Below are 13849 nucleotides of genomic sequence, written 5' to 3'. Positions count from 1 at the left end.
TCCGGCGTTAACGCGGGCTCCGGAAGACCCTGCCGACTGGCGCAGGTCAGGCGGTCCAGTCGCCGGACTTGCCGCCCTTTTTAGAGAGCAGGCGGACTTCGCCGATGACCATCGCCTTATCGACGGCCTTGGCCATGTCGTAGAGGGTGAGCAGCGCGACGGTGGCGGCGGTGAGCGCTTCCATCTCGACGCCGGTCTGGCCGTAAGTGGCAGCGGTGGCGGTGATGGTGACGCCGGTCTCGTCCGGGGCAAGGTCGATCGCGACGCGGGTGAGCGGGAGGGGGTGGCAGAGCGGGATCAGCTCGGCCGTCTTCTTGGCGGCCATTATCCCGGCGATGCGGGCCGTGGCGAGGACGTCGCCCTTTTTGATCGTGCCTTGTTTGATCGCGGTGGCGGCTTGGGGCGACATGGTGATGCGGCCGGTGGCGATGGCTTCGCGGGTGGTGGGCTGCTTGTGGCCCACGTCGACCATGTGGGCGGCGCCGGTTTCGTCGAGATGCGTCAGGGGCTGGGGCATGTTTTGGGGCATGCGCTGGGTTTGGGTGTGGGGCAAGCGTTGGGAGGAGATTGCGTTCACGCGAAGGCGCGAAGACGCGAAGTGAAGAAGGGGGTGCTCCCGCGGAGGTGCAGGGCGCGGAGAAGAAGGTTGTTCGCGCAGAGGCGCAGAGGGCGTTGGCTTGCCGTAGCGGAGTGCGCCGCGTCAGCGGCAGGAATTGGCGACGTGTGTTGTTCAGGCCGCCGCTGGCGCGGCGGGAAGCACGCTCTGCGTCCCCTGCGCCTCTGCGCGAACCTCTTCTTTGCGCCTCCGCGCCTTCGCGTGAACCAACTTTCCTCCCGCGCTGAAGCGAGAAAGCTATTCGAATCAGCCCACCAAGGCTCGGGTGGCGGCTTCCACGTTGTTCTGCCGCATCAGGGATTCGCCGATCAGGAAGCAGCGGATGTCGTGTTGGGCCATGGCGTCGAGGTCGGCACGGCTGGTGAGGCCGCTTTCGGCGACGAAGGTGCAGTCGGCGGGTGCGCGGGCGACGAGTTCATACGTTTTCTGAACGTCGACTTCGAAGGTCTTGAGGTTACGGTTGTTGACGCCGATCAGACGCGATTTGAGCTTGAGGGCGCGGTCGAGCTCTTCGGCGTCGTGAACTTCGACGAGGACGTCCATGCCGTGCTCGAACGCGGCGGCTTCGATCTCGGTCATCTGGGCGTCGTCAAGCGCGGCGACGATGATCAGGATGGCGTCGGCGCCGATCGCGCGGGCTTCCTCGACCTGCCAGGGATCGATCATGAAGTCCTTGCGCAGCACCGGCAGGTCGCAGGCGGCGCGGGCGGCGATGAGATAATCTTCGTGGCCCTGGAAATACTCGTGGTCGGTAAGGATCGAGAGGCAGGCGGCGCCGCCTGCCTGATAGGCGCGGGCGTGCGCCGGGGGATCGAAGTCGGCGCGGATCAGGCCCTTGGACGGGCTGGCCTTCTTGATCTCGGCGATCAGGCCGTAGCCGCCCGCGGCGGCGCGGGCGTCGAGCGCGGCCTTGAACCCGCGCGGCGGGGTTGGCGTGGGCCAGGTGCGCGGGGCCGCTTTACGCTCGGCGACTTCGCGGCGCTTGGTGTCGAGGATGCGGTCGAGAATGGTGGTCATACGTAAGCAATCCAGCGGTCGAGCAGCGCATTGGCGCGGCCGTCGTCGATGGCGTCGGCGGCCTCGGCTGCGCCTTCGGTAAGCGTCTTGGCAGTGCCGGCGACCATCAGCGCGGCGGCCGCGTTGAGGAGGACGGCGTCACGATATGGGCCGGCGTCGCCGAGCAGCAGGCGGCGCAGCGCCAGCGCGTTATGCGCCGGGTCGCCGCCGCGGATTGCGGCAAGGGGGTGCCGGGGGAGGCCGGCATCCTCTGGCGTGATGCGGGTGGGCAGGGTGGCGCTGCCGATGTTGACGGCAATGCTGGGGTGCTCGGTGGAGAGCTCGTCCAACCCTTCCTCGCCCGAGATCACCGCGGCGGCCTCGACCCCGAGCTGTTCGAGGGCTTCGGCATAGATCGGCGCGTAGTCGGGGCGGGCGATGCCAATCAGCTGACGGGTGACGTGCGCCGGGTTGGCGAGCGGACCCATCAGGTTGAAGATCGTGCGGCGGGCGATGCGGCGGCGAAGCGGGCCGATGCGCGCCATCGCGGGGTGGTGGTGCTGGGCGTAGAGAAAGGCGATGCCGAGGTCGCCCAGCGTGTCTTCAGCCTGCGCGGCGGCGCGATCGAGGTCCAAGCCGAGCGCTTCGAGCGTGTCGGCGGCGCCGGCCTTGGACGAGGCGGCGCGATTGCCATGCTTGGCGACGGGGACGCCGCAGGCCGCGACCACCAAGCTGACGGCAGTTGAGACGTTGAGCGTGTGGTGGCCGTCGCCGCCGGTGCCGCACACGTCGATCGCGCCGGTTGGGGCGGTGATCGGGATCAGGCGCGCGCGCATGGCACGGGCAGCCTCGGCGATCTCGATGCTGGTTTCGCCGCGCAGCGAGAGGGCGATCAGGAAATGCTCGATCGCTTCCTCGGGCACGGCGCCATCGAGGATGTCGGCGAAGGCCTGCGCGGCGGATTCGCGCGAGAGCGGGGTCGCGGGGCTGGGAAGGAGCGAGAAGGTGGTCACGCGGCCTCTATTCCGGGGTGGCGGGGGGAAGTCGAGACTTTGTTGCGGCGCCCCTGTTCAGGCCAAGGCCTTGGTCTTCACGCCTGCTGCCTTGAGGAAGTTCGCGAGCATGGCGTGGCCGTGCTCGGTGGCGATGCTTTCGGGGTGGAACTGGACGCCGTGGATGGGAAGCTCGCGGTGGCGGAAGCCCATCACCGAGGTGTCGGACGCCGTGGCGTTGACCACGAGATCGTCGGGCACGTCGGTGACGATCAGCGAATGGTAGCGGGTGGCGGTGAAGGGCGAGGGGAGTTCCGCGAACAGGCCGGTGCCGTCATGTTCGACCGGGCAGGTCTTGCCGTGCATCAGCCCGCCGCGCACGACCTTGCCGCCGAAATGCTGGCCGATCGCCTGATGGCCCAGGCACACGCCGAGCAGGGGCCGGGCGGTGTCGGCGCAGGCGGCGACGAGGTCAAGACTGATCCCAGCTTCGTTGGGGGTGCAGGGACCCGGTGAGATCAGGAACGCCTGGGCATTGCTGGCGAGGGCATCGGCGGCGGTCAAAGCGTCGTTGCGCACGACCTGAACCTCTGCGCCCAGTTCCATAAGATAGTGGACCAGGTTCCAGGTGAAGCTGTCGTAGTTGTCGATGACCAGGATCATGGGCGTGGAGGTAGGCGCTTGGGGGCGTTGGGGCAATTGCCTTGGCGCGGCCACAGATGGCGGGCAACGCTGGCGCGGCAGGGGCGTTGCGTACGCGTAAAGGAGTGTTGATGCTTTCCCAGTTGCTGATCGCCATGCTGATGGCTGCGCCCGTGTCGCTTCAGGATGGCGCGGAGGCGCGGCAGGAGATGCCCAAGCGGGTGCGCTCGATCCTGCTGTACGGCAACGAGCAATGCCCCAAGTCGACTGACCCGGATGAAGTCGTGGTGTGCGCCAATGCGGGCGATTCGCCGTACCGCATTCCCAAGCAGTTCCGCGACAAGCCCGAGGAAGGCCCCACCGGCCAGGCCTGGACCAACCGCATGGAGACGGTGGAGGAAGTAAACCGGGCGGGGCTGCCCAACAGCTGCTCGCCGGTGGGAACGGGCGGGCAGACCGGGTGCACGCGCCAGTGGCTGCGGCAATGGGCGCAGGAGCGGCTGGACCAGAAGGCCAAGGCCGCGCGGGTGCCGTGATCTACTGGCCGAAGCGGGGTTCGCTGGCGCGTGCCACCGCTTCGCGCGCGGCGGCGAAGAGCGCGCCGGATTTGGCCTCGCATTCGCGCTGTTCGTAGGCCGGGTCGCTGTCGGCGACGATGCCGGCACCGGCCTGGACGTGCATGACGCCGTCCTTCACCAGCGCGGTGCGCAGCACGATGCAGCTGTCCATCGACCCGTCGGGCGAGAAATAGCCGACCCCGCCGGCATAGGGCCCGCGGGTTTCCTGCTCGAGTTCGGCGATGATCTGGCAGGCGCGGACCTTGGGCGCGCCGCTGACGGTACCTGCGGGGAAGCCCGCGAAGAGGGCGTCCAGCGCGTCGCTGCCGGGCGCAAGCTTTCCGACTACGTTCGACACGATGTGCATGACGTGGCTGTAATATTCGACCGTGTAGCTGTCGGTGACGCGGACGCTGCCGGCCTCGGCTGCGCGGCCGACATCGTTACGGCCGAGGTCGAGCAGCATGAGGTGCTCGGCGCGTTCCTTGGGATCCGCGAGCAGGCTGGCGCGGTTGGCTTCGTCCTCGGCGGCGGTCTTGCCGCGCGGGCGGGTGCCGGCGATCGGGCGGATCGTGATTTCGCCGTCGCGGGCGCGGACAAGGATCTCTGGGCTCGAGCCGGTGAGCGCGAAGCCGGGCAGGTCGAGATGATAGAGGAAAGGCGAGGGATTCACGCGGCGGAGCGCGCGGTAGAGTTCGAAGGGCGGGAGCGGGAAGGGCGCGGTGAAGCGCTGGGCTAGCACGACCTGGAAGATGTCGCCGGCGGCGATGTAGTCCTTTGCGCTAGCGACCATCTCGGCATAGCGGCCGGGGGCGAGGACGGGTTCGGCTACTATCTCGTCGACGCGGAAACGAGTGGGTTCTGGTACCTTGGTACCCGAGAGGCGGGCAGCGGTCGTGTTGAGGCGCTCACTCGCCTCTTCGACCAGGGCCTTGGCGTCCTTACCCGGCCACACGGGCGCGACGAGGAAGAGGGTGTCGGCAAGGCGGTCGAAGATGAGGATGACCGTGGGGCGCACGAACATCATGTCGGGAACGTCGACTTCGTTCTGTGGAGGGCGCGGAAGATCCTCGACCAGGCCGATCGTTTCGTAGCTGAAATAACCCACCAGACAGGCGAGCGCGCGCGGAAGTTCGGCGGGCACGTCCATGCGGCAGCGTTCGACCAGCGCGCGCAGTGCGCCTAGCGCCGGTTCGGCGCAGGGGGCGAAGGCGTTGCGGTCCGCAAGCCAGTCGCCGTTGATCTCGGCATCGCCGCCGGTGGCGCGGAAGACGAGGTCGGGAGCGAGGCCGATCAGGCTGTGGCGGCCACGCACCGAGCCGCCCTCGACCGATTCCAGCAGGAAGTCGCCGCGGCCCGGCTCGATGAGCTTGAGCGCGGCGGCGACCGGAGTCTCGGTATCGGCGATCTCACGCCGCCACAGCAGCGCCGGCTTGCCCTGTTCGAGCGCGGCCAGCGCCGCTTCGCTGCCGTGGATCACGCTTAACGAACGCCCTGCTGCGCAAGCTGGGCACGCAGCTGCGCCACGGCCTTTTCATTGCGGGTGATGTTCATGTGCGCGCGGATCGAGCGGATGAACTGGCTGGCATATTCGCCACCGACCTGCGGCGCGATGTCGCCGCGGACACGGGCGATAGCCGCCTTGTCATTCGCTGCGCTGTGCTCCTCCACCTGGTCGAGATAGACAACATAGTAGCCCAGGCGGTTAGGCCCTTCGACCAGCTTGGCTTTCTTTGGGGCCATGCTGAACGCCATCTGGATATAGGGTTCCATCTGGCGACCGAGCACCTCGGCGCGCTTCAGGTCGAACGGCTTGGGCGGAGGTCCCTTCTTCACGCCGGCTTCGGCAAAGGCCTGTGCCATCGGCACGCTCTTTTGCAGCTTGGCAACGATCTGGGTCGCCGCGGCGCGTGCCTTTTGCAGCGCCTGGGTCATCAGATAATCGCCCTTCACCTGATCGCGGATCTGGGCCAGCGGACGCGGCGCGGCGGGGACGATGCGTTCAAGCGTGATCAGCGCGAAGCTGCCGTCCTGACCGAGCGCGATCACCTGCGGCTCGTCACCAGCCTGTTCCACCGCGAAGCCGGCGCGCACGATGGCGCCAAGCTGCGGATCGGGCTGAGTCGTGGGCGCGTCGGGGTTCAGGCCCTGGGCAGTGAGTGCGGGCGTGGCCTGCGCCGACAGCTTGGCGTCGCGCACCGCTTCGTCAAAGGTTTTGCCATCGGCGACACCGTCGTCGATCGACTGGCGCAGATCGGCGAGGCGCTGCGCGGTCTTTCGGTCGGTGACTTCCTTGGCGAGTTCAGTGCGAACCTGGTCGAGGGTGCGCGCGGCAACGCGCTCCACCTTTTCAACCTTCAGCACATGCCAGCCGAGCGGCGAGCGTACGGGGCCGACCACGCCGCCTTCGGCCGCGCCAAAGGCGGCGTTGGCGATCTGCGCGGAGGTCTGGGTGGTGAGAGCGGCCTTTTCCACGCCCTCGAAGCTGGTGGGCTCCAGGCCCGCTGCGCTGGCTGCCGCCGCAATGGCCTGGCCGCCCTTCACCTGGCCCGCGACGCGGTTGGCGGTCGCCTGATCGGCGAAGATGATCTGTCGCAGGGTGCGCTTCTCGGTCGCGGCGAAGCGTGCGCCGGCCTTGGCATAAGCGTCGGCGATTTCGGCATCGGTGGCGGCGGACTGCGCACGCACCGCATCGGGCTTCACCACCGCATAGCGGACCACGCGGCGCTGCGGCACGCTGTAGCGCGCGCGGTTGCTCGCGTAGTAGCTTGCCAGCGTCTTGTCGTCGGGATCGGCGCCGGGGTCCATGGCGATGGACTGGACCAGGCCGACCACGCCGGTGCGGCGCTCCAGCAGCAGCGAGGCGTAGGGGAGGACGACCCCCTCGGGGAGCGCGTTGCCCAGCGTCGCGCGGTTCACCAGCCAGCTGCCATAGCGTTGCTGCATCAGGTCCTGGCGGAAGGCGGCCGGCGAGACGCGGTTCTGCGACAGCAGGTCCTCGAACTGCTTCTGGCTGAACTTGCCGTCGACACCCAGAAAGGAGGGGATGCTGGCGATCTCGCCATCGATCAGCCGCTTGCTGACCTGCATGCCCGATTGCTCGGCAAAGGCCACCAGCGCCGCGCTGTTGATGATTTCATCCACGGCAAGGTCGAGGCCGCCCTGGGCCAGGAACTGTTCCATGGTGACAGGCTGGCCCTGACGCTGCGCATTCTGAAGGAAGCGTTCGATGCGATCGCGGACCTCCGCATCGGTCACCTTGTGCTTGCCGACCTGGGCGATGACGGTGCCGCCGCCGCCGGATTCCGCAGAGCGCAGGCCGGTGATGTCGCCCACTGCGAACGCCAGCGCCATGATGCCGAGGAAGATGAACACCGCGATCAGGCCGAAGCGCGACTTGGTGAAGCGGCGGAAGAATTGAAGCATGAAGGGCCGTTCGCAAGAGGGTGTTGAGCGTGCCTTAGGGCCACGGGGCGTTCCCATCAAGCGTATGGCGATCAAGCTGATGGCCCACCAAGCTTGTGCCCGGCGGCAGGCTTGCTATCGCGAGCCAGCGAACAAGGGAGACGGACATGCGCCGCAAACTGGTGGCCGGTAACTGGAAGATGCACGGGCTGCGCTCGCAGCTGAGCGAAGTGGAAGCCGTGGCGCAGGCAGCCGCCGCCCATCCTGAGGTTGATGTGGCGCTGTGCGTGCCCTTCACGCTGATCGCGGCGGCGGTGGACCGTGCCGGTGCGCTCCCGATCGGCGCGCAGGACGTGCACGAGAATGAGCGCGGCGCGCATACCGGCTGCGTTTCGGCCGAGATGCTGCACGAAGCCGGTGCCACACTGGTGATCGTGGGCCATTCCGAGCGGCGCGCCGACCAGAACGAGACCAGCCATGACGCCTGGGCCAAGGCGGCGGCGGCACGGCGCGCGGGATTGCAGGTGATCCTGTGCTGTGGCGAGACCGAGGCCGAGCATAACGCCGGGCGCGCGGAGCGTATCGTGCAATCGCAGATCGAAAAGTCGCTGCCCGACGGCGCTTCGCCCGAATGGCTGACGGTTGCCTATGAGCCGCGCTGGGCGATCGGAACCGGGCGCACGCCTTCACTCGACCAGATCGAATCGATCCACGCGATTCTGCGTGCCAAGCTGCGTATGATGGTGGGGGACGCCGCCGAAGGTATCCGCATCCTGTATGGCGGATCGGTGACCGGGGACAATGCCGAGGCGATACTGGCCGTGGACAATGTCGACGGGGCGCTGGTGGGCGGCGCGAGCCTGACTGCCCAGAAGTTCGTGCCGATCATCGAAGCAGCAGCACGAGCTTCCGCAGCAAAGGGTTAACGAAGGGTAGCATCCCTATCCGTACAAAGCGGGAATGGGATTGGCGGACTAATCGACGCATCAGCGGGGGATGATGCGTCGCCTTGTTTCGGCATTGTCCCCGTCGAGGGAAACAAGCAGCGAGATCCTGCTGGAGCAGTTTCGCGTGCTGCGGCATCAAATCCCGCTGATGTACGCGCTGATCATGGTCGATGCGGCGTTCCTGAGCGTGTCGTCCTACGGCAGCGTGTCGCATGTGTGGAGCGTGGGCGTGCCGACGCTGCTGGGCATGCTGTCTGCAACGCGGGCATTGTTCTGGTTTCGTCGCCGCAATTTCGAACCCGAGCCCGGTCAGGTCCGCCGCTACCTGTTCAGCACGACGCTGGCCGCCGCGCTGCTGGGCTGGGGGTTCGGCGCGTGGGGGCTGTACCTGTATTGCCAGGCCGACCTGCTCGGTCAGGCCTGCACTGCGATATACGTCTTTATCGGCGCGCTCTGCTGTAGCTGCTGCCTGCAGTCGCTGCCGCGCGCGGGCTATCTGGTGATGCTGTTGGGGGCGATGCCGGTCACGCTCCTCATGATCTTTTCGGAAAGCTGGCTGCTGCGCGAGCTTGGCATCAACATGATGCTGGTGGCGGCGGTGATCGTGCGGATGCTGCGCACCAACTTCGCGGGCTTTCGCGAGGTGCTGACGTCGCGACTGGAAATGGCCGCCGAGCAGCGCCGGGCGCGCGAGGCCGAGCAGCGTGCCTATCAGTTGGCCTATAACGATCCGCTGACCGGACTGCCCAACCGCCGCGCGCTGGCCGAAACGCTGGCCGGGCGGCTGCATATCGAAGCAGGAGGCGCCGCTTTCGCGCTGCTGATCCTCGACCTGGACCGCTTCAAGGCGGTGAACGACGTGCATGGTCATCCCGTTGGCGACCAGTTGCTGCGCAGCGTGGCCGATCGGCTGGGCGAGGTGGTGCAGGATCGAGGGCAGAGCTATCGCCTGGGCGGTGACGAGTTCGCGATTGTGCTGGAAGGCGATGATGTGCCGGCGTGCCATGTTGCGCAGGCCATCGTGCAGCGGTTGGGCGAGCCTTTCATCCTGGGCGATCGCGTCCATCATATCGGCGCGAGCGTGGGCACTGCGCTCTACCCGCTGGACGGCGGTGACCGCGAGACGCTGATGCGGCGCGCCGATATCGCGCTGTACCGGGCCAAGCAGGCGGGGCGCGCGCAGTATTGCCGGTTCGAACCCGCGCTGGACGCCGAGATCGGGCGACGCGCGGGCATCGAAGTGGAGATGCGCGAGGCGATCGCCCGCGGCGCCTTCGTCCCGCACTATCAGCCGATCGTCGACCTGCGGTCGGGCGTGGTGATCGGCAACGAGATGCTGGCGCGCTGGCCGCGCCCTGCCGGCGAGGCGATCGGTCCGGACCAGTTCATCCCGATCGCCGAGGAATGCGGGCTGATCGATGAGCTGATGCTCGGCCTGCTGCGGCGCGCCTTCAACGAAACGCGGCATTGGGGGACGATGCTGGCCGTCAACATCTCGCCCAATCAGCTGAAGGACCGCTGGTTCAGCGAAAAGATGCTGGCGGTGATGCACCAGGCGCAGTTTCCGCCGAACAAGCTGACGATCGAGATCACCGAAAACGCGCTGATCACCGATGCGGCGAGCGCGCGCGAGACGATCGGCGCGCTGAAGCAGCAGGGTATCCAGCTGGCGCTGGACGATTTCGGCACCGGCTATTCGTCGCTGCTGCACCTGCAGATGCTGCCGTTCGACCGGATCAAGATCGACCGGTCCTTCGTTGCGACGATGGACCATGATCCCGAGGCGCTGCGCCTGGTGGATGCGATCGTGTCGCTGGCGCGCAAGCTGGATCTGCCCGTGGTCGCCGAGGGGATCGAGTCCGCGGCCACCGCCCAGGCGGTGGCCGATCTAGGCTGCACCTATGGCCAGGGGTTCCACTTCGGGCGCCCCATGGCCAAGGATGAGATAGAGGCGCTGTGGCAGCGGCTCAACTGCCGTAGCGGTCTTTCAGGACCTTCCAGGTTGCTCGCAGGCTGACGGCCTCTGCCCCCTTGGGGCGGCCGGGCTTGGGCGCGCCGTTCCAGCAGAAGATGTCGAGATGGGCCCACTGCGCCTTGTCCGGCACGAATTCCTTCAGGAACAGTGCGGCGGTGATGGCGCCGCCGAACGGACCCTCGGCGGCGTTGACCATGTCGGCGACGTCGGACTTGAGCAGATCCTTGTAGGGATCGTAGAGCGGCATCCGCCACATCGGGTCGAACTCGGTCTCGGCGGCGGCGAGCAGCTCGCTGGCGAGGGTGTCGTCGTTGACGAACAGCGCCTGGAGATCGGCGCCGAGTGCCACCCGGGCGGCGCCGGTCAGCGTGGCGAAATCGAACACGAGCTCGGGATTGTTCTCGGCAGCCTTGGTGAGCGCGTCGCCCAGGATCAGCCGGCCTTCAGCATCGGTGTTGCTGTTCTCGACCGTGATCCCCTTGCGCGAGATCATCACGTCGCCGGGGCGCGCGGCCTCGCCGTTGATCGAGTTCTCGACCGCCGGGACCAGCATGTGCAGGCGGACGGGCAGACGATTCTGCATCACCAACTCGGCCAGCGCGAGGGCGTGGGCTGCGCCGCCCATGTCCTTCTTCATCAGGCGCATGCCGGCGGCAGGCTTGATGTCCAGGCCGCCGGTGTCGAAGCACACGCCCTTGCCGATGATGGCGATGCGCGGGTGATCGGGGTTGCCCCACTCAAGCTCGATCAGGCGCGGCTCGCGACCCTCGCCGGCAGCCTTGCCGACGGCCCAGAGCATGCCATAGCCCTTCTCGACCTCGGCGCCCTTGGTGACGGTGAGCGCCGCGCCATAGGCCTGGGCGAGATCGGCGGCGGCGGCTTCGAGGTCGGCCGGGCCCATGTCGTTGGCGCCGGTGTTGATCCGGTCGCGCAGCTTGAAGGTGACGGCGGCCATGCGGGTTGCCTCCTCCATCTTCACCGGGTCGCCGGTGAGGAGAATGCGCGGGCCCTGAGGAGTCGCGTCCTTTTTCTTGTAGCGGTCGAACTTGTACTGGGCGGCGAGCCAGCCATAGAGCGCCTTGCCGGGCTCACGCCCTTCGACGCGGTAGGTGCCCTCGGGCAGGGTCTCGGCGAGCTTGGCCAGGCACCAGGGCGACAGGCGATCGACATTGCTGACGACGCTGACCACCGACCAATCCTCGGCATTGTCGCCGGGCAGGATCGCGCTGGAATAGCCGCTGGGCGCCAGCTTCTGCGCAGTGGCGGCGGCGCGGTGGCGCGGCGGCTGGGCGGAGAGCCAGGCGTCGAAGCCCTTGGCGTCGATCAGGTGGATGGTGCGCGCGGTCTGGCCGCGATCGGGTTGAATCAGCGAGGAAAGATCGATCATGGTGCTGATCTAGGGCGGGCAAGGCGCCGCGCCTAGTCCCGCGGCGAAGATCGTACGCACGTGCGCATGGCGAAGTCGATCATGTGGAGCAGGCGGTCGCGGGCCTCAGCGAGTCCTGCCGCGCCGCGGTCCTGCGTTTCGAAGTTGAGGTAGCGCAGGCCGTGGAGCACCGCATAGTTGGAGAGCGAGCCGTCGCTGGTGACGACCCGTTCCTGGACGACGTTGAAGTCGGCGGCGACCATCGGGTTGCGGCAAAAGGCGTCGGAGGGCTGCTGGCGGGCGTGGAAGGTGGCGAAGGCCACGGTGTCGTCATCGTCGAACGGCCATGCACGCGTCTTTGACGCTGCCGGCGTGAGGATGTCGTCGCAGAAGCGGATCGAGATGATGCCCTCGCCGCGCGGATCGGCGCGGTTGCAGCGCGAGTCGGTGGGGTCGAAACCGGGACTGTTGGTGTGCAGCGCGATGATCGGTGCGCCCGGTGCCAGCCCTGCAAGGATGCGGCGGGCATAGCCGGGCAGCGCGCTATCGAAGTTGCGGTTGGGGTCGACGGGCTCGCCATGGTCGACTGCGTGGTTGAGGCGGTTGCCGTCGCGCCCGGGGGCGATGCCGGCATCGACTGCGATCAGCGTGCCGCCGTACAGGCGAAGCGCAGCCAGCGCGGCTTCGAAGCCGGCATCTTCATTGTCATGCGGCACGAACCAGAGCGGGCCGGACGGGCGCGCGCGGTTGGCGATCCGCCACAGCCGCCAGGCGGCGCGTTCTTCCTTGAATTCGATCCGCTCGACGGTGAGGCCCTGCCAGTCGGCGGGGCTGCGGTGGCGGGCGAAATCGTCGTCCTGAATGGGGAGTGGATCGACCGGGGTGGTGAGGGTCCCGAGCGCCAGCGCCAGGAGCGCAGACAGCATCAGTCGCGGGGCATGACGATGAACTGCTCGAACCGGCCCTGTGCACCGGGCTCGGCATAGGTGATCGCGACCAGGCGCTGGCCGGCATAGGTGATGCCGTAGTTGCGGTTGACGAAGCCGCCGCGCAGGCGTGGCTTGCCGAGCGGCACGAACGCCTGCGGTTCGCCGAGTGCACTCAGGCTGGCGCGGTAGTCGGCAGTGGCAGTCGCATCGAAATAATAGGCTGCGTTCCGCGTCAGCAGCGAACCGTCGAGCGTGCCGGCGCGGAGCTGGTCGTAGAGTTTGCGCGCCAGGGCGTCGCGGGTCTGGTCGAGCGAGGGCGCCGCGGCTTCGGCCGAGGGGTAGAGCAAGTCGGTAATGCCCTCGGTGATCGCGCCCTGGGCTCCGCCGAAGTCGGCGTTGACCAGTGCGACCACGGCGTAGCGCTTGTCGGGCATCACCAGGTTTTCGGACAGGAACCCGACCGCTTCGCCGCCATGCGACACGGTGGGGGTGCCGCCATGCTCGCCCAGGCTGACGCCGAGGCCGTAACGCGAGGGGCTGCCATCGGCGAGGCGGACTTCGGTTTCCTGCTCCTTCCAGTCATCCGGCGTGAGGACGGTGCGGTTGATGCGGGCGATGTCCCACTTGGCGAGATCGCTGGCGCTCATCGCGAGCTGGCCGGCGGCCCAGAGCCAGCCGGGGGCGGCGGGCTTGGCGGGGCGCACGGGGCCGAGCGCGAAGCGGTGCGTAGGCTGGGGAAAGCCCTTGCCGATCGCCTTGTCCTGATCGACCGGGCGCATGCCGAGCGGCTTGAAGACCTTGGCCTCGAGATAGGACATCAGGGACATGCGCGACACCTTCTCGACGATCATGCCGGCGACGACATAGCCGGTGTTGGAATATTGCCAGGCAGTGCCGGGTTCGAAGTCGAGCGGCTTCTTGCCCCAGCGATCGACGATGCCCTGGGGCGTCGTCGGCTTCTCCATCGCGGCGAAGCTGTAATCCTGCGGCCAGTAATCCTGAAGGCCGGCAGTGTGGCTAAGCAGCTGGCGGATGGTGATGCGGTCGGCGCCCGAGACGTCGGGAAAATACTTCGCGACCTTGTCGTCGAGGTCGAGCTTGCCTTCATCCTCGAGCAGCAGGACCGCGGCGGCGGTGAACTGCTTGGAGACCGAGGCGATCGGGTATTTGGCCTCGGCAGTGGCGCGAGGCAGGCCGGGGCCCTGGTTGCCATAGGCTTTGGCATAGACGATCTTGCCGTCGCGCACGATCGCAATGGATGCCGAAGGCACCTTGGTGGAGGCCAGCGCCTGCGCGACGATCTGGTCTACCTTTGCGGTCTGCTCGGCGGTAAGCGCCTGTGCAGCGGCGGGAACCGCGAAAAGGAAGGCGGCGGCAGCGAAGGCGGTGCGGATCATCGGGGCTCCAGCGATAGGAGCCCCGAG

At 67.5% G+C, this 13849-nt stretch carries 12 protein-coding genes; 3 read left to right on the top strand and 9 right to left on the bottom strand.

Annotation, left to right across the window (positions count from 1 at the left end; all coding sequences use genetic code 11):
- Positions 1-46: 46 nt before the first annotated feature.
- The 4 genes from moaC to LQ953_RS07360 all read right to left on the bottom strand — a co-directional run bounded on the left by moaC (position 47) and on the right by LQ953_RS07360 (position 3267).
- Positions 47-517, bottom strand: coding sequence for a cyclic pyranopterin monophosphate synthase MoaC (moaC, locus tag LQ953_RS07375; protein ID WP_231030079.1), 471 nt, complete (start codon positions 515-517; stop codon positions 47-49).
- Between the two features lie 345 nt (positions 518-862).
- Entirely contained in the window at positions 863-1633 is a 771-nt protein-coding gene (gene trpC, locus LQ953_RS07370) for an indole-3-glycerol phosphate synthase TrpC (protein ID WP_231030078.1), read from the bottom strand.
- A complete protein-coding gene (gene trpD / locus LQ953_RS07365; RefSeq protein ID WP_231030077.1) occupies positions 1630-2625 on the bottom strand; it encodes an anthranilate phosphoribosyltransferase in 996 nt (331 codons plus the stop codon). The genes trpC and trpD overlap by 4 nt, the downstream gene beginning before the upstream one ends.
- Positions 2626-2682: 57 nt before the next feature.
- A complete protein-coding gene (locus LQ953_RS07360) occupies positions 2683-3267 on the bottom strand; it encodes an anthranilate synthase component II (RefSeq protein ID WP_231030076.1) in 585 nt (194 codons plus the stop codon).
- 110 nt (positions 3268-3377) lie between these two features.
- Between LQ953_RS07360 and LQ953_RS07355 the strand changes: the two genes are divergently transcribed.
- Positions 3378-3782 carry a hypothetical protein gene (locus tag LQ953_RS07355; RefSeq protein ID WP_231030075.1) on the top strand — a complete coding sequence of 135 codons (405 nt, stop codon included), beginning with the start codon at positions 3378-3380 and terminating at the stop codon, positions 3780-3782.
- 1 nt (position 3783) lies between these two features.
- Here LQ953_RS07355 and trpE read toward each other — a convergent pair whose 3' ends face one another.
- On the bottom strand, positions 3784-5283 hold the full coding sequence (gene trpE, locus LQ953_RS07350; RefSeq protein ID WP_231030074.1) for an anthranilate synthase component I: 1500 nt from the start codon (positions 5281-5283) through the stop codon (positions 3784-3786).
- A gap of 2 nt (positions 5284-5285) precedes the next feature.
- On the bottom strand, positions 5286-7229 hold the full coding sequence (locus tag LQ953_RS07345; protein WP_231030073.1) for a peptidylprolyl isomerase: 1944 nt from the start codon (positions 7227-7229) through the stop codon (positions 5286-5288).
- 146 nt (positions 7230-7375) lie between these two features.
- On the opposite strand from LQ953_RS07345, the gene tpiA reads away from it, so the two are divergent.
- Entirely contained in the window at positions 7376-8134 is a 759-nt protein-coding gene (gene tpiA, locus LQ953_RS07340; protein WP_231030072.1) for a triose-phosphate isomerase, read from the top strand.
- A 73-nt stretch (positions 8135-8207) separates the two neighbouring features.
- The gene (locus LQ953_RS07335; protein ID WP_231030071.1) at positions 8208-10172 is read left to right on the top strand and encodes a putative bifunctional diguanylate cyclase/phosphodiesterase; all 1965 of its coding nucleotides are present in this window, start codon (positions 8208-8210) and stop codon (positions 10170-10172) included.
- Here the strand turns inward: LQ953_RS07335 and LQ953_RS07330 are convergent.
- Genes LQ953_RS07330 through LQ953_RS07320 form a run of 3 tightly spaced genes read right to left on the bottom strand, consistent with a single transcriptional unit; the run spans position 10123 to position 13822 of the window.
- Positions 10123-11517, bottom strand: coding sequence for a leucyl aminopeptidase family protein (locus LQ953_RS07330; protein WP_231030070.1), 1395 nt, complete (start codon positions 11515-11517; stop codon positions 10123-10125). The genes LQ953_RS07335 and LQ953_RS07330 overlap by 50 nt on opposite strands.
- 32 nt (positions 11518-11549) lie before the next feature.
- Entirely contained in the window at positions 11550-12422 is an 873-nt protein-coding gene (locus tag LQ953_RS07325; RefSeq protein ID WP_231030069.1) for a hypothetical protein, read from the bottom strand.
- The gene (locus LQ953_RS07320) at positions 12422-13822 is read right to left on the bottom strand and encodes a serine hydrolase domain-containing protein (protein WP_231030068.1); all 1401 of its coding nucleotides are present in this window, start codon (positions 13820-13822) and stop codon (positions 12422-12424) included. The genes LQ953_RS07325 and LQ953_RS07320 overlap by 1 nt, the downstream gene beginning before the upstream one ends.
- Positions 13823-13849 lie beyond the last annotated feature (27 nt).

The sequence above is a fragment of the Sphingomonas sp. IC-56 genome (genome assembly GCF_021043375.1).
GTDB lineage: Bacteria > Pseudomonadota > Alphaproteobacteria > Sphingomonadales > Sphingomonadaceae > Sphingomonas.
This window is presented reverse-complemented; position numbering and strand designations above follow the sequence as displayed.

What these genes read in the sequence shown, in the direction of transcription:
- LQ953_RS07335 (WP_231030071.1), top strand. Translation starts at nt 8,208, where the DNA reads ATGCGTCGCCTTGTTTCGGCATTGTCCCCGTCGAGGGAAACAAGCAGC.
- trpC (WP_231030078.1), bottom strand. Translation starts at nt 1,633, where the DNA reads ATGACCACCATTCTCGACCGCATCCTCGACACCAAGCGCCGCGAAGTC.
- LQ953_RS07330 (WP_231030070.1), bottom strand. Translation starts at nt 11,517, where the DNA reads ATGATCGATCTTTCCTCGCTGATTCAACCCGATCGCGGCCAGACCGCG.
- LQ953_RS07320 (WP_231030068.1), bottom strand. Translation starts at nt 13,822, where the DNA reads ATGATCCGCACCGCCTTCGCTGCCGCCGCCTTCCTTTTCGCGGTTCCC.
- LQ953_RS07345 (WP_231030073.1), bottom strand. Translation starts at nt 7,229, where the DNA reads ATGCTTCAATTCTTCCGCCGCTTCACCAAGTCGCGCTTCGGCCTGATC.
- tpiA (WP_231030072.1), top strand. Translation starts at nt 7,376, where the DNA reads ATGCGCCGCAAACTGGTGGCCGGTAACTGGAAGATGCACGGGCTGCGC.
- LQ953_RS07360 (WP_231030076.1), bottom strand. Translation starts at nt 3,267, where the DNA reads ATGATCCTGGTCATCGACAACTACGACAGCTTCACCTGGAACCTGGTC.
- LQ953_RS07355 (WP_231030075.1), top strand. Translation starts at nt 3,378, where the DNA reads ATGCTTTCCCAGTTGCTGATCGCCATGCTGATGGCTGCGCCCGTGTCG.
- LQ953_RS07325 (WP_231030069.1), bottom strand. Translation starts at nt 12,422, where the DNA reads ATGCTGTCTGCGCTCCTGGCGCTGGCGCTCGGGACCCTCACCACCCCG.
- moaC (WP_231030079.1), bottom strand. Translation starts at nt 517, where the DNA reads ATGCCCCAGCCCCTGACGCATCTCGACGAAACCGGCGCCGCCCACATG.